Consider the following 25671-nt stretch of genomic DNA (forward strand, 5'->3'; position numbering starts at 1 on the left):
CGCGCACATCGTGCCACCGACCGGCGCACGCGGCCTCAACAGCGCCGCATCCGACATCTACTACCTCTATCACGCAATGGTCGATCACTACAAGAAGCGCGATGACCGCGGCCTCGACACCTATTCGCAGAAGGCGCTGGCTCGGGTCTGGAAGGGTCAGCGTTTCTCGTGGTGGATGACCACCCTGCTTCATCGCTTTCCTGACAGCAGTGCCTTTGACCGGCGCCTGCAGGACACAGACCTCGCCTACCTGTTCTCGTCCCAGAAGGCACTGGGCTCCCTGGCTGAGAACTATGTGGGACTGCCGTTTTAGACACGATGTTCGCCTCGCCGGGGTAGCCTGCCGGTGTCCGTGAGAGCAGGTTGCATGCCGAGGATTCGCATCCCCCTGGCGCGTTGCGGGTACGGGGCACAGCAGCGTCGATCTGACCTGTGCATCCGCACTACTCTTGCGTAAGAAAAGCTCAGCGGCCCGAGAACACCGGTGCGCGCTGAGCCGAGCGCTGCGCCCCTACGAAGRAGGTGTAGGAACTCAGCGAAGATTTCAGTAGCTGCCTAGGGGCGGCCGTTCTACCTGCACGCTACTTTTCAGTGGTTTCGCGCAGGCAAGATTTCAGTTTCCTACGGGGCTCCCAACCTAGGCTCCGTCAAACCGCCAGGGAGGGGTTGGGTCAACGGGGGCGTGCCGTTTGAGGCCGGCTCGACTTCCGGTTCTCACTGATCGCAGACCTTCAACGTTGACGGCGGCCGAGAACATATTCCGTTAGACGTCCTCCTGATGAATCGAGGATGCAGAACATGCCCTTTATCGGGCACGCAGGCTCTGCGTTGTAAGTTGTTGATTTGCTTGGCGTTTTGAGGGTGACCCGTATCAATCTGTTGTGGTGTGCGGGAAGAATGAAGTTCATCGACAACAATAAGGATCGTAGAACAAGAATTGACCTGTCAATCGCCTCCGCACCCGCTGCGCTGGAGCACGACCAGCAGCTGCGGCCCCAGCGCCTTCAGCAGCTGGGTCGGCAGCGCGCTCGTGAACCGATAGCGGGCGGCATAGGGTTCGTGCACGTAGGCCATGATGGTGCCGAAGTAGCGGTCGCCGATCATGAAGACGAAGGCGGCCGATCGGTCGATCTTGCGCTCCGAGATCACCCGCCCGCCGCGGCCGATGCGTTCGTAGCGGTGGTCGCCGGTGCCGGTCTTGCCGCCGATCTCGATCACGCGGCCGTTCGCGTCCTTGAGCGCACCCTGGAGCCGCGCGGCGGTGCCGCCGTGCACCACGTCGACGAGCGCGCTGCGTACCTTCGCAGCCACCTCGACGGGCAACACCCGTTCGATGTTCGYGTTGCTCGGCTCGAGCCGGGTCTCGTAGGGCGTGTCGCGCGCGAAGTGCAATGCGCTGACCCGTTGCGTCGGCTGCCGCACGCCGTCGTTGACGATGATGCCCATCAACTCCGCCAACGCGGCCGGCCGGTCGCCCGACGCGCCGATCGCGCTCGCGTAGGAAGGCGTGAGCGATGCGAACGGGTACCCCAGCCGCTGCCATGAACGATGGATCTGCGCGAAGGCGTCGAGCTCGATCAGTTCGCGCACGCGCCGGTCCTGCGCGCCCTTGTGGCGCGTCTTGAAGAGCCAGGCGTAGACCTCCTGGCGTTCGCGCGCGCTGGCGTCCAGCACCTCGGTCAGCGACGCGCCGGGGTGACGCCGCAGGTAGCCGACCAGCCAGAGCTCGAGCGGATGCACGCGCGCGACGTAGCCGCGATCCGCGAGCGACAAGCCGGCATAGGTGTTGCGAAGCGCCTGCAGTGCGCGCGGCGAGGCGGCGCCGCGGCCGGTCTGCCGCATCAGCAGCGCGTCGAGCTGCGCCTCGCTGGCCTCGGGCTCGATCGTGAACAGCACGCTCGCCAGGCGCGGCGCCGACGGCCTCACGCCACGCAGCAGCAGCGCCTCGGCGCCCGCGGCGGGCTGGCTCTGGTACTTGCGATAGAAGCGCACGAGGTAAGCCGAGCCTTCGCGGTCGGCAAAGCGCGCGAGCATTTCGCGCCGGCCCGGGTCGGCAGGGTCCTTCAGCATGCGCTCGGCATCCGATTCGCCGCCGAACATCCGGTGGCGCACCAGGTCGCGCATCAGGCGGATGAACACCAGGTTGACCGAATGCTTGAACCCCTCTCGCACCGTCATCGAGCTGCCGTTGCGAGAGCGCTCGAAGTTTCCGAACTGGTGCATGCCGCCGCCGGTGAAGAAGGCCTCCGACGGGCTCGCCGAGTACCGGCGCTCCATGGCTGCCTCGAGCATCGGCGCGAGGCGGCGGTCCTTGGCGCGCAGGAGGTATTGCCGCGCCCAGGCGCCCAGCGGATCGCGCGGGCTCACCGCCAGCGCCGACAGCTCGGCGGTGCTCAGGTCGGCCCAGCGCGCGTGCAGCTCGGCGACGAGCTCCAGGTAGCTCACCAGGGTGCGCAGCTTGGCCGTCGAGCCCAGGTCCAGCCGCGCGCCCTGGTTCACGTCGAAAGGCTGGTCGATGCTGTCGGCCTGGACACGCAGCAGGTTCGCCCGTTCGCCGCGCTCGAACAGCGTGAAGCTGTAGACCAGGGGGGCGGGGTCCGCGCCGGGGTCGAGCATATGGAAGCCGACCAGTCCCGCCGCCTTCGCCGCGGCGGGCGTGCGCAAGCCGGCGAGAATTCGCGCCGCGAGCGCCTGCGCCTCGCCGTCGAGGCTGGTTTCCGCCTCGAGGTCGAGACGCTCGAGGTCGTAGGCGCGCGGTACCTCGAGCAGGGTGGAGATGTGGGTGCGCAGCGCGCTCGCGGCCTTGCGCTCGACGAAGTCGGTCCTCGGCACCGGCGGCAGTTCGGGCTGCAGGCGCAGGGGCAGCGCCAGTGCCGCATCGCGCAGCGAAGGCGATATCACGCCGGCCTCGGCCATCAGCCGCAGGTAGCTGTCGGTCAGCCGCGTCAGGCCCGCGCCGTCGCCGAGCAGAAGCTGCGACGGGCGGCGCTGCGCGATCATCAGCGAAAGCGCCTGCTTGAAGGCTTCGGCCTGGCGCCGGAGCGCTTCTTCCGTGGGCGTGGCGCCTTCGTCGTGGTCGGCGAGCAGGCGGTTGACTTCGCCGAAGTCGCGGCCGTACCAGGCCCACAGGCCGTCGCCCAGGCCGTGCACTTCGCCGATGCCGGGGCGCGCGGCCAGTGGCACCGTATCGAGGTAGTCGACGACGATCTGGCGGCGCCGCGTCAGCGTGTCCTCGCCGTCCTGGTAGGCGCGCAGCGAAGCCGATGCCATCTGACGCAGCTTCTCACCGACCGACGCGGTGCGGCCGTGAGGGGAATGGCGGTATTTCTCGATCTGGGTCGCCAGCGTGCTGCCGCCCGTCGCCGCCTGGCTTGGGTCGACGGCCCGGAGCGCCTGTTCGAGCGCGGCCTTAGCGAAGCGCTCCGGATCGATCGCGGGGTTGCGCTGCGGCGGCTGCGCGTCCAGCAGGTGGCGGTCCTCGACGAACAGCAGGGCGCTCACCAGCAGCGGCGGCACCTCCTCGAAACGCTCGTACACGCGCGCCGGCACGCGCGTGTGCAGCAGCTCGGCATTGCGGCAGTCGCGCACGGTCAGGCCTGCCTGATTCTTCTCCCGGTAGGGGACGAAAAGCTTGCGCTCCTGCAGTTCGATCAGCCGCGGCGACATGCGGGCCTGGCGGGTGATCGCGAAGCCCAGGGGCTCCAGGCGCTCGATGTAGCCGGGCAGCTGTTCGTAGCCCAGCCGCTCGTCGTAGGGCCCGGTGTGGGGGAAGCGGATGGCATCGCTGGCACCGGCGTCGACGCTGAAGCGGGCACCGCTGGCGAGGTCGCGCCACAGGGCCGATTGCAGCCGGGAAGTCTTCAATTCGTCCAGCGTGAATGCGGCAAGCGCACCCACGACGGCGAGCCCCGCGCCGACCCAGAAAACCTTCTTGAACCTTGTCATGCTCTGCCTCGCACACAGTCCGCACCGTGGGTTCGTCAATGACAATGATGCGCTTTCCGCAGCCACTTTGCTTGTTCCGGATGCTGGTGCGCTGCGGCATATCCCCCAAACCAAAGGGTGCGAAGAATGTCTCCTGGGCGATTGGCGGCGCAGATCCGCAACTCCTCGATCGAACGGGCCGCCAATGGTTGGAAGACGCGTTAGTCGGCAATGTTGGCAGCGTTTTCACGTCGCGCGAAACCACCTCAACGCCGCAGGGCCGCAATGGCCTCGGCGAACCGCGCGGGAAGTGTGCTGGGAACTGGGCCGGGCCTTCCAGGGCTCGGACTGGTGCAGCTCCCCTTGCCGAGGGACGAAGCGCAGATGGAGCGGGCGGGGGCTCAAAAGTGAAAGACAGGGTTTTCACCGGGCGAAGTCCAGCCCGAGCGTAAAGCAGCCTACGCCGCGATTGGAGCCTGTTACCTAGCATCGAACCAGAGGCGCACCCGCTGGCGACCGGAGACAGCTGCGTACTGCCCGCTACTACGCCCTCTTCGATGCACCCCTGACGATCACGGAAGACCCCAATGACTTTCAAGTTCGAAAACCAGCGCGCGCTTTTTCCAATCCTGGCGCACAAGGCACAACTCTCCAGTTGCTCGCAAAGCGCGCTGTCGACCCCGGTGCTGCAGGCACTGAATACCTATACCCAGTCCTGGCTGCAAAACGGCATGGACTGGGAGGGCTGGGCCACCGAGGTGAACCATGCCAAGGACGAGTTCGCCAGGTTGATCAAGGCCGATGCCGCCGACATCGCGGTCCTGTCCTGCGTCTCGGACCTGGCATCTTCGGTGGGCAGCGCGCTGGACTTCCCCGCCGAGCGCAACGAGATCGTGGTCGGGGAAATCGATTCCCCCTCCCTCGGCCATGTCTGGCTGGCGCACGAGCGCCGGGGGGCCAAAGTCGTCTTCGCCGCGGCCGACGAGCGCCACACCATCGCGCTGGAGACCTACCAAGAGATCATCACCGACAAGACCCGCCTGGTCTCGGTGTCCCATGTGTCGTACTACAACGGCTTCAAGCAGGACATCGCCGCCATCACCGCCCTGGCGCATGCCAAGGGTGCGCTGGTCTTCGTCGATGCCTACCAATCCGTCGGAGCCACCGACATCGATGTGCGCCGCGACGGCATCGACATGCTGGCTTGCGGCGCGCAGAAGTTCTTGCTCGGCTGCCCGGGTATCGCCTTCCTCTACCTGCGGCCCGGGCTGGCTGACACGCTGCGCCCCACCCACTCCGGCTGGTTCGGCCAGGTCAACGGCTTCATCGTCTCGGCGCGCAACGACGTGATCCGCGTCGCCCCGCATGTCTACAACACCGCGCAGGAGGTGGCTGCCGCGATGAAGGCCCTGGCCCGGCACGCCTGACCGGCGCCGGGCGTTCTCAGCTGCGATTAAGAAAAGGGAGACATTCGCATGGATCAGCAAATCATCGACCGCGAAAAGGGACTGGCGCGCAAGTTGTCGCAGCGCCAATTGACCATGATTGGCCTGGGCGGCGCCATCGGCACCGGCCTGTTCATGGGCAGCGGCATCGCCATCGGCTATGCCGGCCCGGGGGTGCTGATCAGCTACGTCGTCGCGGCGCTGATCGCCGTGATCATGATGTACAGCCTGTCCGAAATGGCGGTGGCTCACCCTACCACCGGCTCCTTCGGCACCTACGCCGAGTTGTACCTCAACCCCTGGTTCGGCTTCATCGTGCGCTACACATACTGGGCCGCGCAATCGATCGCCATCGGCGGCGAGGCAGTGGCCATCGGGCTGTACATGTCGTTCTGGTTCCCGGACGTTCCGGTGTGGATGTGGACCGCGGGCTTCGGCGCGGCGATCATCTATGTCAACACCCGCTCCGTCTCCAGCTTCGGCAGCCTGGAGTACTGGCTGTCGACCGTCAAGGTGATGGCCATTTGCGCCTTCATCATTTTTGGCCTGGCGCTTGTCTTCGGCATCGGGCACCCCGCCGTGGGCTTCGGCAACTACACCGCCAACCAGGGCTTTCTGCCCCATGGTTTCAAGGGCGTCTGGATGGGCGTGCTGATGGCCATCTTCTCTTTCTATGGCATCGAGATCATCGCCGTGACCGCCGGCGAGGCCGAGGACCCCAAGACCGCGGTGCCGCGCGCCATGCGCACCATGATCGTTCGGCTGGTGCTGTTCTATGTGCTGTCGCTCGGCATCATGCTGGCCATCGTGCCATGGGCCGAGGCCGGGGCCAGAGGCCTGGTGCACAGCCCCTTCGTCAAGGTGTTCACCTACTACGACTTCGCCTACGCCGCGGCGGCGATGAACTTCGTGCTGATCACCGCTGCGCTGTCGAGCATGAACGCCAACCTCTACCTGTGCTCGCGCATGGTGTTCTCGCTGGCGCGCGGCGGCTTCGCGCCCCGGGCCTTCGGCCAGCTGAGCCGCCAAGGCGCACCGGTGCGCGCCACCTTCGTCTCCAGCGTCGGCGTGATGATCGCGATCCTCGTCAGCCTGCTGAGCGACATCGCCTACAGCTACCTCTTCGGCATCGCATTGGGCGGCGGCATCCTGGTCTGGCTGATCATCCTGCTGAGCCACCTCTCGTTTCGCAGGAGCTGGGCGCGGCACCACATGGGGCCACTGCCGTTCCGCGCCCCCTGGTTTCCCTGGCCGCAGTACCTGGGCATCTTTCTGCTGGTGGCCATCCTCGTCACCATGGGCCTGGACAGCGACTTCTGGAACGTGGGAATTATCTCGGCGACCGGATGGGTGCTGTTTCTGAGCGCGGTGTTCTTCTTTCGCAAACTTCACCTGAAACCCGAGGCCGGGGGCCTGGTGCGCACCGTGCGCCAGCGCGCCGACAACGGCAGTGTCTGATTGGACTGAACAACTCCTCCTATTTCTACATTCGCGCGTCGTTTGCCTGCAACCCTCAAGGAACACCCCATGACAAACACCGGCCCCGTGAACGGCACTTCCGTGCGCTCCTGCTTCTCGGCCAGCTACGCCGAAGCCCGTGCCAAATTCATTGCCGCTGCCGAGCAGGTTGGTGCCAGCCTCGAACACCACGTGCTCGAAGGCCAGCTTGGCGCCGGCGGCGAGACGCTGGTGACCGACGTGGCCCTTTTCGAAGCGGCCGGCGACGTACCGCTGCTCGTGCTGAACTCCGGCGTGCATGGCGTCGAGGGCTTCTGCGGTTCGGGCTGCCAGTTGGCGCTGCTGCACGACACGCCGTTGCTTCGGAAGGCGCGGCAGCGCGGCGTCGCCGTGCTGCTGATCCATGCGATCAACCCGTATGGCTTCTCGCACCTGCGTCGCACCAACGAGCACAACATCGACCTCAACCGCAACTTCATCGATTTCGCGCAGCCCACACGCAACCCGGCCTACGCCGAGGTGCAGGCGCTCGTGCTGCCCGCCGAGTGGCCGCCCACGCCAGCCAATGCCCAGGCCATCCGTGACTACGTGGCAGCTCATGGCGAGGACGCATTCCGTGAAGCCCTCGTCACGGGTCAATCCGAATTTGCCGACGGCATGTTCTACGCCGGCACGGCGCCGAGCTGGAGCAACCGCACGCTGCGCGCGATCCTGCGCCGCCATGGCGAGGGTCGGCGCCGCATCGCCTGGGTCGACGTGCACACCGGCCTGGGCCCTTGCGGCCACGGCGAGAAGATCCACAACGGGTTGCCCGGCTTGACCGACAACCTCCGCCAGACGCGCGCCATCTGGGGCGCCGATGTGGTGGCCGCCTGGGAAGGCGACTCTTCCTCGCGCCAGGTGGTGGGTCATGCAGCCTCCGCCATGTTCGATGAATGCCCGCAGGCCGAATGCTTGGGCATTGCCCTCGAATACGGCACGCACGAGACGGCGGCGCTGGAGGCGTTGCGGGCCGAGCAATGGCTGCACCGCCACCCCGGCGCGGCGAGCGCCGACCAGCGCGCCGCGATCAAGCAGCAACTGCGCGACGCCTTCTACGTGGACCACGACGAATGGCGAGGAATGATCGCCGGCCAATGCCGGGTCGCGCTGCTGCAGGCCTGCATGGCGCTGGGCCGCTGAAGCGCAGGTCGTCGCCCGGCTCGCGCATCGCTGAGCGGGTGCTGCCATCTTGGCGCACCGCTGGTTATTGGTTGCGGCCGTTTCGGCAGCATAAGGGAGGCATTTCCAATGAATAATTCTCTGTCTGCCATGGCAGGCCTGGCTGTGGTTCGGGCTGCCAGGTGGCCGTTCTGCATGACCCGGACTTGAAGAGCCGCCTGGCGCGGGCCGGGGTGGGCTTGCTGCTCATTCACGCCATCAATCCCTATGGGTTCTCCCATCTGCAGCGCACCAACGAGGACAACATCGATGTCAATCGCAATTTCATCGACTTCGACGCGCCGTTGCCGGTCAATCCGCGCTATCTCGAAGTGGAGTCGTTCCTGCTGCCGCCGCAATGGCCGCCGTCCGAGCGAGACATCGAGAGAAAGCAGGCGTTCGTTCGCCAGCATGGCGAGCGCGGCTTGCAGCACGCCATGAGCAGTGGCCAGTGGATCTCCCCGCAAGGGCTCTTCTACGGAGGCACGGCGCCGTCCTGGAGCAATCGCACCGTGCGCGCGATCCTGCGCGAATATGGTGTGGCCGCGCGCGCCATCGCCTGGATCGACATCCATACCGGTCTGGGCCCTTACGGGCATGGAGAGAAGCTCTACGCGGGAAGAAAGGATCCCAAGGACATTGCCCGGGCGCGCGCATGCTGGGGAAGCGATGTCTTCCTGACGTTCTCGGGCAACACCGAGTCGGTGTCCGTCGACGTGGTCGGGTTGGTCTGTTCCAGCCTCCACGGCGAGTGTGCCGAGGCCGAGGCGCTGCTCATGGGACTGGAATTCGGAACCCTGCCCTCGTCCACGGTTCAGTCCGCCTTGATCCACGCGGCCTGGATTCGCGCCCAGGGCGAGAAGGTCGGCGCGGCAACACGAGCCGCCGCCAGCCGCGAGCTGCGAGACGCCTTCTATGGCGACAACGATGTGTGGAAGGGCATGATTCTGGGTCAGGCGCGCGTGGCCTGTCTGCAGGTTGCACAGACGCTGGCTCAATTCGACACGGAGCACGCCACCCGGCCGTAGTCTCATGTGGATGGACTGGCGATGCGACTGAAGGAAGGAAGGACCGCGGGCAAGCTGACTTCCAGCAACTCGAGTCCGGGCGCGGGCATGAAGCTGTAGGGGGCGCCGGCGGGCAGCACGCAGCTGTCTCCGACCGCCAGCGCATGCGTACCAAGTGTGTCGCCGTGCAGACGCGTCTCGCCCGCCAGGACGAAGAGAAACAGGAATTCGCCCGCGTGGGCGCCGGCTGTTCCCACGATGCCTGGGTCCGCCGCCGCGATGCCCGGGCGGGCGGGCCGCAGTACGCGGACGCCGCCCAGGCCCCCAGTGGCCCGGGCGATCCCGGTGTCGCGCGCCTCGAAGCCGGGCAGCCGCGATGGCGCCCAGCCGGCCTGGGCCGCCACATGGCGCACGAACTTCTGCGTCTGATAGTCGCGCTCAGGCAGGCAGGCGCCGGTCGGCAGGGCCATCTCCGGGTCGCCGTGGGTCTCGTGGATGGCGGGGCAGCCGATCTCCACGACTTCCGCGCCGGCGGCGCATTCCAGCACCCGGTGGCGGATCTCGGGCGGCTGCAGCACGCAGTCGCCCGCGTTCAGGAGGAACGGTTCGCCCTGATCTTCGTACACCAGGCGGATCCAGCCGGTCTTGCAGAAGATCGCCTGGAACCGCACGCGGTGGAAGTGCACATAGTCGGGCACCGGGCCGCCTTGCGGGAGCCGGATGTGGGAGGCCACGAAGCGGCCGCCCAGACGCGAGGGGATCAGGTCGCGGTAGAGCATGCCGGCGCGCCCCGCGCCCCAGCTCTCGGGACCCGCCAGGCGGGTCAACACGAATTCCTGTGTGCCGGGCGGCACGTCGATGGGGGCGTCGGCGGGCACCACGTCCACCCGCAGGCCGTCCGGGCCGTGCAGCGTGGCCGGCGTGCCGGGTGGCAACGCGGCCATGTCGCACAGCAGGCGCAGGTGCGTGGGAGCGATGGGGTCCGCGGGAGCCGCCACCTGCAGCCGCAGCGTGCAGCCGTGTGCGTTGAGCACGGCCAGCGTGGGGGCTTCCGAGGGCATGATCAGGCGGACCTTGAAGCCGAGCGTGCGGGTGAGGAATTGGATCGAAGCGTTCAGGTCGACGCAGCGCACGAGGAACTGTGCGGCGCGGATGCCTGAGGCGAGTGGGGCGAGTGTGGCGAGGGTTTCGGAGGTCATGATGTCAGCGTCGGAGCGGGAGAATTGAAAGACCGGCGGCCTTTGATTCGATGCTAGGCAAAGGACGCCAATTTCTGCGTAGCTGCTTTACGCCCGCCGTGGACTTCACTTCGGTATAAACCCTGCGACTCCATTTTTTGACTCTGCCCGATCCACCATGTCGACCTCGCCCGGTTTCGATTCCAGCCCGTCCTTGTTGATCGCCGCGCCGCCGCTGCCGGACGGTGTGGCGCCATTGCCGAAGGCCTTCGTTTCGGCGTGGCTGACCCATCTGCGTTTTGAATGGGGCGAGGTCACGCGCGGCTACCGTCAGCAGCCGGTCGCCAATGACGGGCTGCTGTTCGAGGAAGGTCAGCCGGCGCATTCGGTCTATGTGGTGGAGTCGGGGCGCATTCGACTGATCTCGGATTCGGTGGAGGGCAAGAGGCGCCATCTGATGATCGTGGGCCCTACGGGCCTGGTCGGCGATTGCGGCCTGCTACAGAGCAAGAGCCATGTGGTGTCTGCCGAGGCCTCGACAGACGCGGTGGTGTGCGCCGTGCCGGTGGCGGCCATGCTGGCCGCGCTGTACCAGGCACCCGCCCTGATGCGCCAGCACCAGGCCCTGTGCAGCATGCGCTTTCGCATCATGCTGCAGCACCTGGCCTTGCAGGGTGCCGATTCCGCGAAACGCCGGGTCAGCCACCATCTGCTCGGCCTGATGGCCAGCTACGGCAAGCCGCACCCGGCGGGGACCCTGATCTCCATCACCTTCACCAAGCAGGAGATGGGGCACATCTGCGGGCTCTCCCGGGTCAGCGTCTCGCAGATATTCGGCGCGCTCGAAAAGGACGGGATCATCGCGGCGGTCGGACGCAACGTTGCGATCCGCGATGCCGCCCGGCTGGCGTCACTGGCCCAGAACTGACGCTCGGATCTTTGCATGGGGTCTGCGCCGCTGCCCGGAGAAGGCTGAGTTGCACGAGAAGGTTGCACACGACACCATTCGCCTCGCCGCTGGGCGGGGCGCACTTCCGCTATCTGCAGCGCATGGGCTGGGGCAACGCGATGCACCTGCTGTTCCTGTGCGAGGAGTTCTCGGCGCAGCGCGCGCTGGAGGTCGGCCTGGTGCAGGAGGTTCATCCCTACGGCGCCCACCGCGAACGCGCGCTCGACATCGCTCGCCGCATCTGCACCCGTTCGCCCAGGCCTGCGTGCCACCAAGGCGGCGGCGCTGACCTACGTGCAGCAGGGCGAGGCCTCCAGTTCTCGGATGGGGAAATGGGGTGGATCGGCAGCGGACATTCGGGCCAACCGCCTGCTTGAAGAGCCCGAAGCCAACATCACACCTCGAACCTCGGCCCGCAAGCCGCGTCATCAGCCGCTTGCCTGTGTGTCCCAGGCAGCAGCATGGTCGGCGCGGACGGCCTATTGTGGAAGTACCCAAACGGAGAATCACATGCTCGCATACTCGATAAAGCAGCCCGAAGGCATCTTGGTGCTCAAACCCAGCGCTCCGCTGAGCAAAGAGGATTTCGGCGGTCTCAGCGCTGCTGTCGATGCCTATCTCTCCGACCACGCCAAGCTCCGAGGCGTATTGATTCATTCGAAGGGTTTTCCAGGATGGGAGAACTTCGCGGGCTTCACCGCGCACATGCACTTTGTCCGCGACCATCACAAGGAAGTCGAACGCATTGCGATCGTGACGGACAGTCATCTCGCCGGTATGGCGGAACTGCTCGGCACGCACTTTACGTCGGCCCAAGTGCGGCATTTCCCCTTTTCCGACGATGTGAAGGCGTTGGACTGGCTGGAGACCGCGAGAGGTACCGTCGCCTCGCCCGATTGATGGACGAGCCGTCGCCAGATGGATTGACCGCTGCTTTGCGTCGGTGCTGAGCGCACCTGGGGATTACGGCGTTGACGGGCGATGGCGTAGCTGCCGGACTTAGCCGGCCCCAAGCGTGAAGGCAGCAATCTCCCAGTCTCCAGTCTTCTCGTCGCAACGGAGGACGTACAGATGCCCGTCATCTGCGTCGACCTTGAACCAGCGCTGTGCGGGCCCAAACCAGCGGTCAACGATGCCACGCACGGCCAGTCGGCGCTCGCCGAGCCAGAAAGCGAATGGTTCTGGTTCACCACGAAAGCCGTCGCAGCACTCCACACGAATCGTCATGGCTCACGATACAGCTGAAGCTGTGGGTGGACTTGAGCGCGAGACCCAGACGACAACGCGCTCGCCCCCGTAGGGCTACACGACAAAAAGCAGGGCCGGGCATTCGAGCGAAGCCCGCACGGCCTGCACGAATTCGGCCGCAAGCTGGCCGTCGACCACGCGGTGATCGAAGGAGGAGGACAGGTTCATCATGCGGCGCGCGACCACCGCGCCGCCCTGCATCACCGGGCGCTGCACGATGCGGTTGACGCCGACGATCGCCACCTCGGGCGCGTTGATGATCGGCGTGGAGGCGATACCGCCCAGCGCGCCGAGGCTGGTGACGGTGATGGTCGAGCCGCTCAGTTCGTCGCGTGTGGCCCGGCCCGCGCGCGCGGCATCGGCCAGGCGGGCGATCTCGGTCGCGCTGGACCAAAGGTCGCGTGCCTCCGCGTGGCGCAGCACCGGCACCATGAGGCCGGCCGCGGTCTGGGTCGCGATGCCGACGTGCACCGCGCCGTGACGCGTGAGCACGCCCGCCTCGTCGTCGAAGCGGGCATTGATCTGCGGGAAGCGCGATACCGCCAGCACGACCGCACGCACCAGCAGCGGAAGCAGCGTCAGGTGCGCCCGCCCGCTACCCCAGTGTTCGTTGAGCCGCGCGCGCAGCAGCTCCAGCTCGGTCACGTCGATCTCCTCGACGTAGGTGAAGTGCGGGATGCGGCGCATCGCGTCCTGCATGCGCTGCGCGATGCGCCGGCGCACGCCGGTCACGGGAACGGCCTCCTCGTCGTTGCGTTCTGCGTAGCGCGCCGCACTCGGCGCCTGCGGACCGGCCCGCCGGACCAGCCAGGCGTCAAGGTCCTCGTGCAGGACGCGGCCGTCCGCGCCGCTGCCCRGCACCTGCTGCAGATCGATGCCAAGGGCCGCGGCCCGATGGCGCACCGCGGGCGAGGCGAGCGGTTTGCCGTCCGATGGGCGCGCGCGCTCGGCCGGTGCGCTTGCCGCTGCCGCTGCCGCTGCAGGCGCCGGCGCTCTTGCGGGCGCGGCCGACACCGCCTCCGCCTCGCCATCGGGCCCCACGTCGATGCGGATCAGGTCCGAGCCCACGGCGATCTGCTGCCCCACTTCGCCGCCGAGCGCGAGCACCTTGCCCGCGACCGGCGAGGGGATCTCGACGGTGGCCTTGTCGGTCATCACGTCGGCCAGCACCTGGTCTTCGGCCACCGTGTCGCCGGGCTGCACGCGCCACGCCACCAGCTCCACCTCTGCAATGCCTTCGCCGAGGTCCGGCACCTTGATCGCATGCGTGCCCATTCAGTTCTCCATGACGCGGCGGAATGCGGCGCCCACGCGCGCCGGGCCCGGGAAGTAGGCCCACTCCTGCGCATGCGGATAGGGCGTGTCCCAGCCGGTCACGCGCTCGATGGGCGCCTCGAGGTGATGGAAGCAGTGCTCCTGCACCAGCGCCGTCAGCTCGGCGCCGAAACCGCTGGTTCGCGTGGCCTCGTGCACGATCACGCAGCGGCCGGTCTTCCTCACCGAATCGACCAGGGTCTGCAGGTCCAGCGGCCAGAGGCTGCGCAGGTCGATGATCTCGGCGTCGATCCCTGTCTCGCGCGCCGCCGCTTCCGAGACGAAGACCATCGTGCCGTAGGTGATCACCGTCAGGTCGGTGCCGGGGCGGAACACGGTGGCCGATTCCAGCGGCACGACGTAGTGCCCCTCGGGCACCTCGCCCAGCGGATGGGCCGACCAGGACACCAGCGGGCGGTCGTGATGGCCGTCGAACGGGCCGTTGTAGAGGCGCTTGGGCTCCAGGAAGATCACCGGGTCGTCGTTCTCGATCGAGGCGATCAGCAGGCCCTTTGCATCGCGCGGGTTCGATGGCATCACCGTGCGCACGCCGCAGACGTGGGTGAACAGCGACTCCGGACTCTGGCTGTGCGTCTGGCCGCCGTAGATACCGCCGCCGCAGGGCATGCGGATGGTGATCGGCGCGCTGAAGTCGCCGGCCGAGCGGTAGCGCAGCCGCGCCGCTTCGGAAACAATCTGGTCGTAGGCCGGATAGAAGTAGTCGGCGAACTGCACCTCGACCACCGGGCGCAAGCCGTAGGCGCCCATGCCGATGGCCGAGCCAACGATGCCGCCTTCGGAGATCGGCGCGTCGAAAACGCGCGAGCGGCCGTACTTGGCCTGCAGGCCTTCGGTGCAGCGGAACACGCCGCCGAAATAGCCGACGTCCTGGCCGTAGATGACGACGTTGTCGTCGCGCTCGAGCATCACGTCCATGGCGGAGCGCAAGGCCTGGATCATGGTCATGGCGCTCATGGCGCGGCTCCGGACTGCAACTGTTCTCGCTGCCGCTTCAGGTGCGCCGGCATGTCCTTGTAGACGTCCTCGAACATAGTCGCGGCGCCGGCGAGATGCCCATCGGCCAGCGAGCCGTAGCGCTCGGCTTCTTTCAGCGCGGCGTTGACCTCGGCCTCCAGTTTCGCCTGCGTCTCTTCGTGTTCCTGCTGCGACCAGGCGCCGATGCCGATGAGATGCTGCGCCAGCCGCGGGATCGGATCGCCGAGCGGGAAGTGCGACCAGTCGTCGGCCGGCCGGTAGCGCGAGGGATCGTCCGAGGTCGAATGCGCGCCGGCGCGATAGGTCACCCATTCGATCAGCGTCGGTCCGAGGTTGCTGCGGGCGCGCTGCGCGGCCCAGCGCGAGGCGGCCAGCACGGCGAGGAAGTCGTTGCCGTCGACACGCAGCGAGGCGATGCCGCACCCCACGCCGCGCGCCGCGAAGGTGGTGGCCTCGCCGCCGGCGATGGCCTGGAAGGTCGAGATCGCCCACTGGTTGTTGACCACATTGAGGATCACCGGCGCGCGGTACACGTGGGCGAAGGTCAGCGCCGTGTGGAAGTCGGACTCGGCCGTGGCGCCGTCGCCGATCCATCCCGACGCGATGCGCGTGTCGCCCTTGATCGCCGAGGCCATGCCCCAGCCCACCGCCTGGATGAACTGCGTGGCCAGGTTGCCCGAGATCGAGAAGAAGCCGGCTCGCTTCATCGAATAGCACACCGGCAGCTGCCGCCCCTTGAGCGGGTCGCGCTCGTTGGACATCAGCTCGCAGATCATGTCCACCATCGACACGTCGTCGCGCGCCAGCAGCAGGCCCTGCTGGCGGTAGGTGGGAAAGCACATGTCGCCCTGCTGCAGCGCCAGCGCGTGGCCGGTGGCGACGGCCTCCTCGCCGAGGCACTGCATGTAGAACGAGATCTTCTTCTGCCGCTGCGCGATCAGCATGCGGGCGTCGAAGGCGCGCGTCTTCATCATTGCGCGCAGGCCGCGGCGCAGCAGTTCGGGGTCGGCCTCCGGCGCCCACGGACCGACGACGCGGCCCTCGTCGTCGAGCACGCGAACCAGTGTGTAGGCCAGATCGCTGGTGTCGGCTGGCGATGCGTCGATCGGAGGCTTTCGCACCTCGCCGGCGCGCGACAGGTGGAGGTAGGAAAAATCCGTCTCATGCCCCGGCCTCCCGGTGGGCTCCGGCACATGCAGATGAAGAGGTGCGCCCTGGCTCATCGCGTGGTCTCCGCGCTCGATGGGATCGCTCGCCAGCCAAGCCTAGCGAATTTCAGGCTCCGGCGCAGTCGGTCAACTACCCGTACCTCTCTTGACACGCAGGGCCGGCGGGACTCGGCGAGCTGGTGCGCTCGCCGCAGTCTGTTCGCGTCGCAGTCAGCCGTTGGAGAGCGCTACGGGCTCGGAGCAAGCTGCAAACGGGCGCCACCGGATCGCGTCGAGTGCGCCCTGCGAGCCGTGCCGAAGCGGCCTATGATCCGATTCTTCCCAACGGACTTCCGAGATGCGCAAACCCGCCGTCCTCGATCTGATCGGAAACACCCCGCTCTCGCAGGTGACGCGCATGGATACCGGTCTCTGCACGCTTTTCCTCAAGCTGGAGTCGCAGAATCCCGGCGGCTCGATCAAGGACCGCGTGGGCCTGGCCATGATCGAGGCCGCCGAGCGCGATGGCCGGCTGAAGCCTGGCGGCACGGTGGTCGAAGCCACCGCCGGCAATACGGGGCTGGGCCTGGCCCTCGTGGCGAGGGCCAAGGGCTACGGCGTGGTGCTGGTGGTGCCCGACAAGATGTCGACCGAGAAGGTGCTGCACCTGAAGGCGCTCGGCGCCGACGTGCGCATCACGCGCTCCGACGTCGGCAAGGGCGATCCTGCCTACTACCAGGACTATGCGGCGCGGGTCGCCGCGGAGATACCGGGCGCCTTCTTCGCCGACCAGTTCAACAACCCGGCCAATCCGCTGGCACATGAGCAGGGCACGGGGCCCGAGATCTGGGAACAGGCCGGCCACGACCTGGACGCCATCGTGGTCGGCGTCGGCTCCGGCGGCACCATCACCGGGCTGACCCGCTACTTTCGCCGGGTGCAGCCCGCGCTGCAGTTCGTGCTGGCCGACCCGGCCGGCTCCGTGGTCGCCGAATACACGCGCAGCGGCAAGATCGGCAAGGCGGGCTCGTGGGCGGTGGAGGGCATCGGTGAGGACTTCATCCCGGCCATCGCCGACCTCTCGGGCGTCGCGCAGGCTTATTCGATCGATGACGAAGAAAGCTTCGGCACCGCGCGCGAGCTGCTGCGTGCCGAGGGCATCCTGGGGGGCTCGTCCACCGGCACGCTGCTGGCGGCCGCGCTGCGCTACTGCCGCGCGCAGACGGTGCCGCGGCGTGTCGTGAGCTTCGTCTGCGATACCGGCACCCGCTACCTGTCGAAGGTCTACAACGACCAGTGGATGCTCGATCACGGCCTGCTGGCGCGCAAGCGCTACGGCGATCTGCGCGACCTGATTTCGCGCCGGGTCGAGGAAGGCAGCGTGGTCAGCGTCGGCCCGGACGACACCCTGTTGACGGCGTTCCAGCGCATGCAGCTGGCCGAGGTGTCGCAACTGCCGGTGCTGCGGGACGGCGGGCTGGTCGGCGTGCTCGACGAATCCGATCTGCTGCGCGAGGTGCACGCGGATGCGGCTCGCTTCGGCTGGCAGGTCGAGACCGCCATGACCGACAGGGTGCAGACCCTGCCACCGGGTGCCAGCATCGCGCAGCTCGAGGCGGTGCTCGACCGCGGCCACGTGGCCATGGTGGCCGACGCCGCCGGCTTTCATGGCCTGATCACCCGTATCGACCTGCTGAACCACTGGAGAAGAAAACTGAAATGAGCCGCGATCCCGACGACACCAGACATCTGAGATTTGCCAGCCGGGTGATCCATGCCGGCCAGACGCCCGACCCGAGCACCGGGGCGATCATGCCGCCCATCTATGCCACGTCGACCTATGTGCAGCAGAGCCCGGGGGTGCACCAGGGCTATGACTACGGCCGCTCGCACAATCCGACGCGCTTCGCGTTCGAACGCTGCGTGGCCGATCTCGAGGGCGGTTCGCAGGCGTTTGCGTTCGCTTCCGGGCTGGCCGCCATCTCGACCACGCTGGAGCTGGTCGATGCGGGTTCCCACATCGTCTCGGGCGACGACATCTATGGCGGCACCTTCCGGCTGTTCGACAAGGTTCGACAACGCAGCGCCGGCCATCGCTTCAGCTACACCGACCTCGGCAAGGTCGAGCAGGTGGCCGCGGCGCTGCGGCCCGACACCCGGCTGCTGTGGGTCGAGACCCCCAGCAATCCGCTGCTGGGACTGGCCGACCTCGAAGCGCTGGCCGCGTTGTGCCGCGCGCGCGGCATCATCAGCGTGGCCGACAACACCTTCGCCAGCCCTTTCGTGCAGCGGCCGCTGGAGTTCGGCTTCGACGTCGTGGTGCATTCGACCACCAAGTACCTCAACGGACATTCCGACGTGATCGGCGGCGTCGCGATCGTTGGCCGTGAACCGCGGCACGAGGCCCTGCGCGAGCGGCTCGGGTTCCTGCAGAACGCGGTCGGCGCCATCGCCAGCCCCTTCGACAGCTTCCTGGCGCTGCGCGGCGTCAAGACGCTCGCGTTGCGCATGGAGCGGCATTGCGCCAATGCCGCCGCGCTCGCGCAATGGCTGGAGGGGCAGCCGCAGGTCAAGCGGGTCCACTATCCGGGCCTGGCGTCGCATCCGCAGCATGCGCTCGCGCGCCGCCAGATGACGGGCGGCTTCGGCGGCATGATCTCGCTCGACCTGCACGGCGACCTGGCCGGCGCCCGCCGCTTCCTCGAGGCGGTGAAGATCTTCTCCCTGGCCGAGAGCCTCGGCGGCGTGGAGAGCCTGATCGAGCATCCGGCGATCATGACCCACGCCACGATCCCGGCCGAGACCCGTGCAAGGCTCGGCATCGGGGACACGCTGGTGCGGCTGTCGGTGGGTGTCGAGGCGGTGGAGGATCTGCGGGAAGATCTGGCGCAGGCGCTGGCGCGGATCTGACGGTCGCCCGGTCTGCCTCGCCGCCGCGCAGGCGTCGCCATGCGTCGGGATCGGCGAACAGCGCCTGCCATCCGTTGCCCAGCAGGTTTCGCGTGGTCTGGTGGCCGGCGAACAGCAACATCGCGACGGGAAAAACAGCTCGGCACCGGGCTGGACCCGGCCCGGCTCAAGGCGCGAAACGGAGATCCGGAGCGTATCCTATGAACTTTTGAACTACACTGAATTCAGCAAGAGTCACAACTTTTTCACTGTCAACGACGATTCAATGCTCGGCTGATGGCTTGAGGGACATGAACAAAGACCGCTCGATGGGACTGACGTGAAGAGGGAACTGCGCCAACTGGCGCAATTGCACGGACTGAGAGGACGGCAAAAGGCGATGCAGGCTGTGACGGTCCTTCGCATGTACCGCAAGGATCCGAAGGCCAACGACTTCCTGCAGCACGAAGCCGAGCCCATTCTGCGCAAGGTGCTATACCACCTGCGCCAGGCGGCCATCCTCGAGAGTCTGGCGGAACGTGACGCGACGCAGCCTTTTCTGCCATCGCCTGGGGTTGCGCAGCCCGGCCACGAGTGAATGGCCATGTGACGTCGGGAACGGTGATCGTCCGCTCGTCGCTCAGAGCTTGTACCCGAATTGGCGCAGCATCTGCTTGCGCGCTTCGACATCGGACTCGGTTTCGATCCCCTTGCTCTTGACGCCGTCGACAACGCCGAGAATCCCTCGCCCGTTCCCGGTGTCGGCCACGATGACCTCCACCGGATTGGCCGTCGCGCAGTAGATGGCGCAAACCTCAGGCACCGCCTTGATGGCGTTGAGGATGTTGATCGGGAATCCGCCGGTCATGAAGACAATGAAGCAATGTCCGCAGCCGAGCGCCAGGGCATTCCTTTGCGCCAGCTCGATGAGCTCCGCATCATTCCCGGTTCGACGCACCAAGGCGGGCCCACTCGACTCGCAAAACGCAATGCCGAACTTCATCTGAGGCACTGTCTGCACGATCGCCTCGTGCAGGTCCTCGATCGTCTTGATGAAGTGCGACTGGCCGAGGATCAAGTTGACCTCGGTCGGCTTGTCGATCGTGACGGTTATCAGTTTCACGACAGTCTCCTTACGTTGCGCGGCCGACACCGCCGCAGCGCGGACGCCCGCTGGACCCGGTCAATCCGGACTGCGCACATGACCCTCAATCTCGTCACGGGCGTCCCCGAGCGTCTGATACGCGCGAATGAGCGCCACGCGAATGACGTCTTGGTGAGTGGGCGCATCGAAGCTCCGATCGCTGCTCAGCGAATTGGCGGATACGGCAGCGGCAACGAGCTGCACGGCTTGCGCAAAGCGTGCTTCGTCGATTGGGGATCTTTCGCTCATGGGGCACCCTCCGGTGGAAGTCGCCATCAGCGGCCGAGACGCGCACCGAAACGGCATGCTGATGCGCGACTGTACGCCTGCGCAGCGCGTTTCCCGGCCACGACAACCGCGACGCCAACGCTGGCATGGCCTTTCGAATGCGAGAGCGAATTGGCCCGGATCTTCCTGTGCGGGTGCCGATCACACCGTTCGCCCCGCGCCTCGACTCGACTCGTCTTCCTCACGCACGCCGTAGGGCGCCAGCGTGCGAAGTCGGCTGTCCTCCACCGGGCCGCCGATCGCGAAGTGATAGACCGACTGGAACTCCAGGTCGCTGAAACCGAACACCCGGTGCACCGGGTCGTCGAAGAAACAGCCGATGCCCGTGGCTCCGATGCCCGCCGCTTCGGCCTCCAGGTACAACACCTGCCCAATCACCCCGGTTTCCCAGAAGAGCTGGCGGTAGAACCAGGGCCCGTGCGTGATCAAGGCGTCTCGATACTCGGCGATCATGCCGAGCGAAAAGACTCCGTCGCCCGCGATGTCCTGCTGGCAGCTCAATTGCGTCGCGAGCTGCCTCACATCGCCGCTCTCCAGTCTGTGGAGGGGAAGGTCCGCCGGGCATCCGGGGGGCTTGGTCCAGTCGAAGCGTTGATGCATGGCGCGCTTCAGCTTGTCCAGCTTGGCCGGGTCGCGCACGAGTACGTACAGCCCCGCGTCGAGTCCGTCCACCCGATGAACGAACAGAGCGAGGTGGATACGCGGTTCCCAAGCAATGGCATCCCAGGGCAACGGCCGCTGATTCGCTTCCAGCTGCACGCGCGGCACCACGCGCGCGAGCATGCCGTATAAGCGCTCGGCCGTGATCGAGGTCCGGCCGTCGCAGGCCAGGAGGCTGCGCCGCTGGCGGATGATCCGGCCGGCCGTCGGCCCGCCTGGGAACGCTGCGCTTCGATCGGCAGGGGCAGGCGCATCGAACAGGTCCAAGGCATATCGCTGGCCCATCGGCCTGCGTGAGGCGAGCACCACCTCGTCGATGACGGTCCAGGCGACGGGGTCGTCACGGCTGAGCCGGTTCGCAGTTCCGCACCAGCCTTGCTGCGTGAGCTCGCGCGCCAACAGCGGATCAAGGTCGAGCGGCAGCGCGCGCTGCGCGCCTGCACACCACGGCCCGGCCGAGTCGTTCGGCCAGACGAGCATGACGAGCTCCGGTTGTTCGCGCTCGGCGCCGGCGAAGTCCTCGGCGCGATTCAGCCCCAGCAAGGCTTCGATGGTTTCATCGGCCAGGCCGTGCAACACGACAGCGCTCCATCCCAGGGTCGCGGCGGCGATGCGAAGCGTGCCGACGGCATGGCCCGCGTCGTGCTGGCAATAGCGGAACGCGCGTTCGCCGTACTTCCATGCTTCGCGCCAGTGGATGGACGAGAGACCGACCAGAAAGGCCTGTGGGGGAAACTCCCGCATCAACTGCGCGAACCACTCGGCGGAGCCGTTTGCGCGCCGTTCCAGACCGTGCTCTCTTGGCGCGTAGTGGTACAGGCCGGGCGCGTTCGCCAGCCCGGGAAACGCGCCGATCAGCAGGTAGCCCTCGGTGGGATGCAGATTGCCGCTCGAAGGGTTGCTGCGCAGCGCCCAACGCGTGCCACTCGCCTGCTTCCAGGCCGACAGCGCAAGCGCGTACTCGAACAACCGCGACAGCGAGCGGACCGTGAGCGGTGCGCTGCGCACCGCGCCCCGCCGGTACATGTCCTCGTAGCGAGGCGACAGCGGCGCTTCGTCCGCGCCAAGGATGGGCAACCGCGTGAGCGGCGCGCCCTCGTAACGGCGGAAAGGGTTGGGTTGGTTCACCCAATCCAGGGTGCCGGCGGAGCGCGCATAGCGGTGGAACTGGTGCTTGGTGCGCTCGTGATAGCGCAGCACCGCTTCGAGCTTGTCGGCGGCGTCCATCAGGGTCTCCTGTGGGTGTCAACAGAGCGGCTTGCGCAACTGCTGCGTGCACGTTCCTCGCTCATGTTGGCATCGTTCGAGTGCTTCAGCAAGGCTGGCAACCGACGCGTCAGGCCATGGCGGTGAAACGCACCCTTGACCCAAGGGTTTGCGCTGACAAGATGAGGGTCAAACCCGGTTCCCAAGCGCAGTAAGAATTACGTAAGATTCGCGCCCACGCCCCCAACCAAGGTACCCATGCTCGACGTCGACTTGCCAGCGCCCGCTGCGGCCGTTCGCAGCCTTCTTGCCAGCCGCGGGATCGTTCCGGCGCTGGCCTTGCTCAACGACAGGACGCCCTATCGGTTCACGGCGATCTACAAATTGAACGGCGAGGTGATGCACGCGGCGCACGCCTTCGACCGCGACTCCGAATACCGCACCTGGCTGAAGGTGGTGCCTCTGTGCGCGAGCTTCTGCCAGTACGCGATCGCCCACGGCGAGTTCGTGACCAGCCATGCCTCCAAGGATCAGCGCCTGACGAACCGACCCTATGCCGGCATGGTCGAGTCGTACTACGGCCGGCTGCTGACGCGAGAGTGTGGCACGCCCTATGGCACCTTCATCCATTTCGACCTGGAGCCGCGCAGCATTGCCACTGAGGAAATCCGCTTCCTGCGCGAGGTGATCCCGCAGTTCATTGACTACCTGGATTGAACAGGCGGCAACAGGGGCCTATCGAAGCTCGGCGCCTTGGTGGGCGAGAAACGCAACGAGCAGTTGCGAGAGGGGACTGGCCAGGGGTCATGGGACGGAATGACGACTGGATCCAGGGGCGTTGATTCATGTGTGTGTCCTTCAGGGCGTATCTCGATGAGGGCTTGCCTTGGCGACCAGGCCGGCATCTGCGTGTCCCACGAAGAGCCGCAGCGCCAGTCGCTGGACGAAAGTGCCGTAGGGCGGATAGAAGAGATCGATCGGGAACAGACGCTGGCGCTTGAACACGGTCTTCGCATGCGACAGCTCGCGAAAGCCCTCCACGCCGTGGTAGGTTCCCATCCCCGAGTTGCCGATGCCGCCGAAGGGCGCGTCGTGGTTGACCACCTGCCAACCCCAGTCGTTGATCGCGACGCCGCCCGAATGCGTTCGGCGCAGCAGCGCGTCGCGTTCGGCGCTGTCGTGGCTGAAGCAGTAGAGGGCCAGCGGGCGCGGACGCGCGTTGATGAAGGCGATCGCTTCGTCCATCGTGTCATAGGGCACGATGGGCAGGATCGGGCCGAATAGCTCTTCGGACATCACCCGCATGTCGGGCGTGAGACCGGTCAGGATGTGAAGCGGCATCTGGCGGCCCTCGCCGGTCGGCATGGGCGCGCAGCGCACGACGGACGCCCCCTTGGCGCGGGCATCGTCCAGCAGGCCACGCAGGCGTTGGTATTGCCGCTCGTTGACGATGGCCGTGTAGTCGGCGTTGCCGACCGTCTTGTTCGCGTAGAACTTCTTGAACGTGCGCCCGACGGACTCGACGAATTCGGCGACATGCTCGCGCGGCACCAGCGCGTAGTCGGGGGACACGCAGATCTGGCCGCAGTTGGTCGACTTTCCGTGCGTGATGCGCTTGGCCGCGTCGGCGATCGGGTAGTTGCGGGTGACGAGGGCCGGCGACTTGCCGCCCAGCTCGAGCGTGACCGGCGTGAGGTTGTCCGCCGCCGTGCGCATCACGACGCGGCCGACGGCCGGTGAGCCGGTGAAGACGATGTGGTTGAAGGGCAGCGAAGTGAAGACATTGGGATCGACCAGTTCTTCGCCGACCACCGCCACCAGGTCTTCGGGGAACACCTCGGCGAGCATCCGCTTGAGCACCGCGTTGGTGGCCGGCGTCGCCTCCGGCATCTTCACCATCACCCGGTTGCCGGCGGCGAGCGCGGCCACCAGGGGGCCCAGCGCCAGGTAGACCGGAAAGTTCCAGGGCACGATCACGCCGACCACGCCCTTGGGCTGATAGACCACCCGGATGCTGTTGCTGAGGAACAGCAGTTCCGTCGAGCGCCGGCTCGGCTTCATCCAGCGCCGGACATGCGTGATCGCATGGTTGAGTTCGAGCATCGAACCGAGGAGGTCGAGCATCTTCGATTCCGCTTCCGACCGGTAGCCGAAATCGTGGCTCATGGCCTCGGCAAGAAGGTCCTGATAGCGCGACACCTGCTGCTTGAGTGACTTCAGGCGTTCGCGCCGCTGGTCCGCGTCGGGGCAGGGCGCCGCGGCGAAGGCGGCCTGCTGCGTGGCGAAGAGGTGTGCAACACGTTCTTTCGCGCGGTCGACGGTTTCCGCGCGCGGCGCGTCCAGTGTGTGGGTCATGCGGTCTCCAGGTGACTGAGGGGGTAAGGCGGCACCCCGTGCTTGGCGCTTGAATGTAGGCGTCCAAGAGGTCGCCGCCTAGGTTGCGACCCGCCAGATTCGGGTGAAAATCTGCCAACCCTCCAAGCCGACCCCGTGCCCCGCAAGTCCACTGCCCACCCGTCCCCGGCGCTGTCGTCCCTGCTGTATCGACACGGCAGCGGCGACATCGAATCGCCGAGCGAGACCACGCTGGGCCTGCCCGCGCTGGTCGAGACGATGGCCGCACTCGGCGTCGACGCGGCGGCAGTGCTCGAGGGCACGGGGATCTCGCCGCTGGCCATCACGGACCACAACGCGCGGCTGTCGCAGCGCCAGAAGGTCGCGCTCTTCGACAACGTGGAGCGCCTGTCGCCGGAACCTGCGATCGGCCTGCTGGCCRGGCAGCGGCAGCGGATCTCGGACTTCGGTGTCTTCGGCTATGTGCTGCTGAGCAGCGCGACCCTGGGCGACGCGGTGAACTTCGGCATCCAGCACGTGCGGCTGGCGGGTCCGGTGCTCGAGAAGAGCTTCCGCATCGAGGGCGAGCTGGCGATCTTCGAGGGTCGCGATGTGCTGGACCTCGGGCGCCTGCTGCCCTTGGCGACCGAGTTCTGGTTCAGCTCGATCCTGACCCTCATGGGCCGGGTGCTCGAGCGGCCGTTCCAGCCGCGGTGCATGCGCTTGCCCTACCCGGCGCCAGCCTGTGCCGGCCGCTACCCCGAGATTCTGAATTGCCCGGTGAGCTTCGATGCGAATGCCATGCAGATGCAATTCGACGCCAGCCTGCTGGGGCTCGCGCTGCCCAATGCCAACCCGATCACGGCCAGCCTCTCCGCCGACTTCTGCGCCCGCATGCTCGAAGCCATCGGTGGCGAGAACGCCCTGATCAAGTCGATCAAGGAAGCCTGCCTCAACAGTGCGGGCGCCGTGCCCCGGGCGCAAGAGATGGCCGAGCGGCTGCACATGTCGACCCGCACGCTGCATCGCCGTCTGGCCGATGCCGGCACCCGCTACCAGGACATCATCGACGGCATCCGCAAGCGCCTGGCCATCGAATTGCTGGCGCGCACGGAGCTGTCGGTGGACGAGATCGCCGAGCGCAGCGGCTTCGCCGACGCATCGAACTTTCGCAAGGCGTTCAGGAAGTGGACCGGTCAGACCCCGGCGTACTTTCGGGAGCGTCGCGGCTGAGGCGGGTTGCGCGCAGGCACAGCCGGGTCGGGGCACGTACGAGCGCATAG

At 66.8% G+C, this 25671-nt stretch carries 22 protein-coding genes and 1 pseudogene; 13 read left to right on the top strand and 10 right to left on the bottom strand.

What is annotated here, in order from left to right; translation table 11 throughout:
- On the top strand, positions 1-313 hold a 313-nt coding region (locus tag AC1D2E_RS11700), incomplete at its 5' end, for an FAD-dependent monooxygenase (protein WP_478197560.1).
- A gap of 632 nt (positions 314-945) precedes the next feature.
- On the opposite strand, the gene AC1D2E_RS11705 is transcribed toward AC1D2E_RS11700, so the two are convergent.
- Positions 946-3945, bottom strand: a complete 3000-nt coding sequence (locus AC1D2E_RS11705) for a transglycosylase domain-containing protein (RefSeq protein ID WP_478197561.1) — start codon at positions 3943-3945, stop codon at positions 946-948.
- A 566-nt stretch (positions 3946-4511) separates the two neighbouring features.
- Here AC1D2E_RS11705 and AC1D2E_RS11710 point away from each other — a divergent pair.
- The 4 genes and pseudogenes from AC1D2E_RS11710 to AC1D2E_RS11725 form a co-directional block, all read left to right on the top strand.
- A complete protein-coding gene (locus AC1D2E_RS11710; RefSeq protein ID WP_478197562.1) occupies positions 4512-5351 on the top strand; it encodes an aminotransferase class V-fold PLP-dependent enzyme in 840 nt (279 codons plus the stop codon).
- 48 nt (positions 5352-5399) lie between these two features.
- The gene (locus AC1D2E_RS11715) at positions 5400-6827 is read left to right on the top strand and encodes an amino acid permease (protein WP_478197563.1); all 1428 of its coding nucleotides are present in this window, start codon (positions 5400-5402) and stop codon (positions 6825-6827) included.
- A gap of 69 nt (positions 6828-6896) precedes the next feature.
- Complete coding sequence (locus tag AC1D2E_RS11720) at positions 6897-8009, top strand: M14 family metallopeptidase (RefSeq protein ID WP_478197564.1); 1113 nt, start codon at positions 6897-6899, stop codon at positions 8007-8009.
- 131 nt (positions 8010-8140) lie between these two features.
- A pseudogene (locus AC1D2E_RS11725) lies at positions 8141-9055 on the top strand (DUF2817 domain-containing protein); the annotation flags it as partial.
- Between the two features lie 2 nt (positions 9056-9057).
- On the opposite strand, the gene AC1D2E_RS11730 reads toward AC1D2E_RS11725, so the two are convergent.
- Positions 9058-10233, bottom strand: a complete 1176-nt coding sequence (locus AC1D2E_RS11730; protein WP_478197565.1) for a cupin domain-containing protein — start codon at positions 10231-10233, stop codon at positions 9058-9060.
- A gap of 193 nt (positions 10234-10426) precedes the next feature.
- On the opposite strand from AC1D2E_RS11730, the gene AC1D2E_RS11735 reads away from it, so the two are divergent.
- From AC1D2E_RS11735 to AC1D2E_RS11745, 3 genes are all read left to right on the top strand, one after another.
- Positions 10427-11140 carry a Crp/Fnr family transcriptional regulator gene (locus tag AC1D2E_RS11735; protein WP_478197566.1) on the top strand — a complete coding sequence of 238 codons (714 nt, stop codon included), beginning with the start codon at positions 10427-10429 and terminating at the stop codon, positions 11138-11140.
- A gap of 62 nt (positions 11141-11202) precedes the next feature.
- On the top strand, positions 11203-11538 hold the full coding sequence (locus AC1D2E_RS11740; protein ID WP_478197567.1) for an enoyl-CoA hydratase-related protein: 336 nt from the start codon (positions 11203-11205) through the stop codon (positions 11536-11538).
- A 133-nt stretch (positions 11539-11671) separates the two neighbouring features.
- Positions 11672-12061 carry a SpoIIAA family protein gene (locus AC1D2E_RS11745; protein ID WP_478197568.1) on the top strand — a complete coding sequence of 130 codons (390 nt, stop codon included), beginning with the start codon at positions 11672-11674 and terminating at the stop codon, positions 12059-12061.
- 99 nt (positions 12062-12160) lie between these two features.
- On the opposite strand, the gene AC1D2E_RS11750 is transcribed toward AC1D2E_RS11745, so the two are convergent.
- The 4 genes from AC1D2E_RS11750 to AC1D2E_RS11765 form a co-directional block, all read right to left on the bottom strand.
- Positions 12161-12388 (bottom strand): hypothetical protein, encoded by a 228-nt coding sequence (locus AC1D2E_RS11750; protein ID WP_478197569.1) that lies wholly within the window; start codon positions 12386-12388, stop codon positions 12161-12163.
- 75 nt (positions 12389-12463) lie between these two features.
- On the bottom strand, positions 12464-13684 hold the full coding sequence (locus tag AC1D2E_RS11755; RefSeq protein WP_478197570.1) for a dihydrolipoamide acetyltransferase family protein: 1221 nt from the start codon (positions 13682-13684) through the stop codon (positions 12464-12466).
- Entirely contained in the window at positions 13685-14698 is a 1014-nt protein-coding gene (locus AC1D2E_RS11760; protein WP_478197571.1) for an alpha-ketoacid dehydrogenase subunit beta, read from the bottom strand.
- A complete protein-coding gene (locus AC1D2E_RS11765) occupies positions 14695-15942 on the bottom strand; it encodes a thiamine pyrophosphate-dependent enzyme (protein ID WP_478197572.1) in 1248 nt (415 codons plus the stop codon). The genes AC1D2E_RS11760 and AC1D2E_RS11765 overlap by 4 nt, the downstream gene beginning before the upstream one ends.
- A gap of 283 nt (positions 15943-16225) precedes the next feature.
- On the opposite strand from AC1D2E_RS11765, the gene AC1D2E_RS11770 reads away from it, so the two are divergent.
- From AC1D2E_RS11770 to AC1D2E_RS11780, 3 genes are all read left to right on the top strand, one after another.
- Entirely contained in the window at positions 16226-17590 is a 1365-nt protein-coding gene (locus tag AC1D2E_RS11770) for a pyridoxal-phosphate dependent enzyme (protein WP_478197573.1), read from the top strand.
- Complete coding sequence (locus tag AC1D2E_RS11775; protein WP_478197574.1) at positions 17587-18777, top strand: trans-sulfuration enzyme family protein; 1191 nt, start codon at positions 17587-17589, stop codon at positions 18775-18777. Before AC1D2E_RS11770 ends, AC1D2E_RS11775 begins: the two co-directional genes overlap by 4 nt.
- Positions 18778-19096: 319 nt before the next feature.
- On the top strand, positions 19097-19354 hold the full coding sequence (locus AC1D2E_RS11780; protein ID WP_478197575.1) for a hypothetical protein: 258 nt from the start codon (positions 19097-19099) through the stop codon (positions 19352-19354).
- A gap of 42 nt (positions 19355-19396) precedes the next feature.
- Here the strand turns inward: AC1D2E_RS11780 and AC1D2E_RS11785 are convergent, their stop codons facing one another.
- The 3 genes from AC1D2E_RS11785 to AC1D2E_RS11795 form a co-directional block, all read right to left on the bottom strand.
- Entirely contained in the window at positions 19397-19879 is a 483-nt protein-coding gene (locus AC1D2E_RS11785; RefSeq protein WP_478197609.1) for an adenosine-specific kinase, read from the bottom strand.
- A 60-nt stretch (positions 19880-19939) separates the two neighbouring features.
- Positions 19940-20149 (bottom strand): hypothetical protein, encoded by a 210-nt coding sequence (locus AC1D2E_RS11790; protein ID WP_478178045.1) that lies wholly within the window; start codon positions 20147-20149, stop codon positions 19940-19942.
- A 180-nt stretch (positions 20150-20329) separates the two neighbouring features.
- Positions 20330-22075: a SagB/ThcOx family dehydrogenase gene (locus tag AC1D2E_RS11795; RefSeq protein WP_478197576.1), complete on the bottom strand. Its 1746-nt coding sequence runs from the start codon at positions 22073-22075 to the stop codon at positions 20330-20332.
- Between the two features lie 237 nt (positions 22076-22312).
- On the opposite strand from AC1D2E_RS11795, the gene AC1D2E_RS11800 reads away from it, so the two are divergent.
- The gene (locus tag AC1D2E_RS11800) at positions 22313-22771 is read left to right on the top strand and encodes a hypothetical protein (RefSeq protein WP_478197577.1); all 459 of its coding nucleotides are present in this window, start codon (positions 22313-22315) and stop codon (positions 22769-22771) included.
- A 141-nt stretch (positions 22772-22912) separates the two neighbouring features.
- On the opposite strand, the gene AC1D2E_RS11805 is transcribed toward AC1D2E_RS11800, so the two are convergent.
- On the bottom strand, positions 22913-24409 hold the full coding sequence (locus AC1D2E_RS11805; RefSeq protein WP_478197578.1) for a coniferyl aldehyde dehydrogenase: 1497 nt from the start codon (positions 24407-24409) through the stop codon (positions 22913-22915).
- A gap of 135 nt (positions 24410-24544) precedes the next feature.
- Here AC1D2E_RS11805 and AC1D2E_RS11810 point away from each other — a divergent pair, with 135 nt between their 5' ends.
- Positions 24545-25621 carry an AraC family transcriptional regulator gene (locus AC1D2E_RS11810; protein ID WP_478197579.1) on the top strand — a complete coding sequence of 359 codons (1077 nt, stop codon included), beginning with the start codon at positions 24545-24547 and terminating at the stop codon, positions 25619-25621.
- Positions 25622-25671: the final 50 nt, after the last annotated feature.

The organism is Variovorax sp. P1_H2 (genome assembly GCF_056405295.1).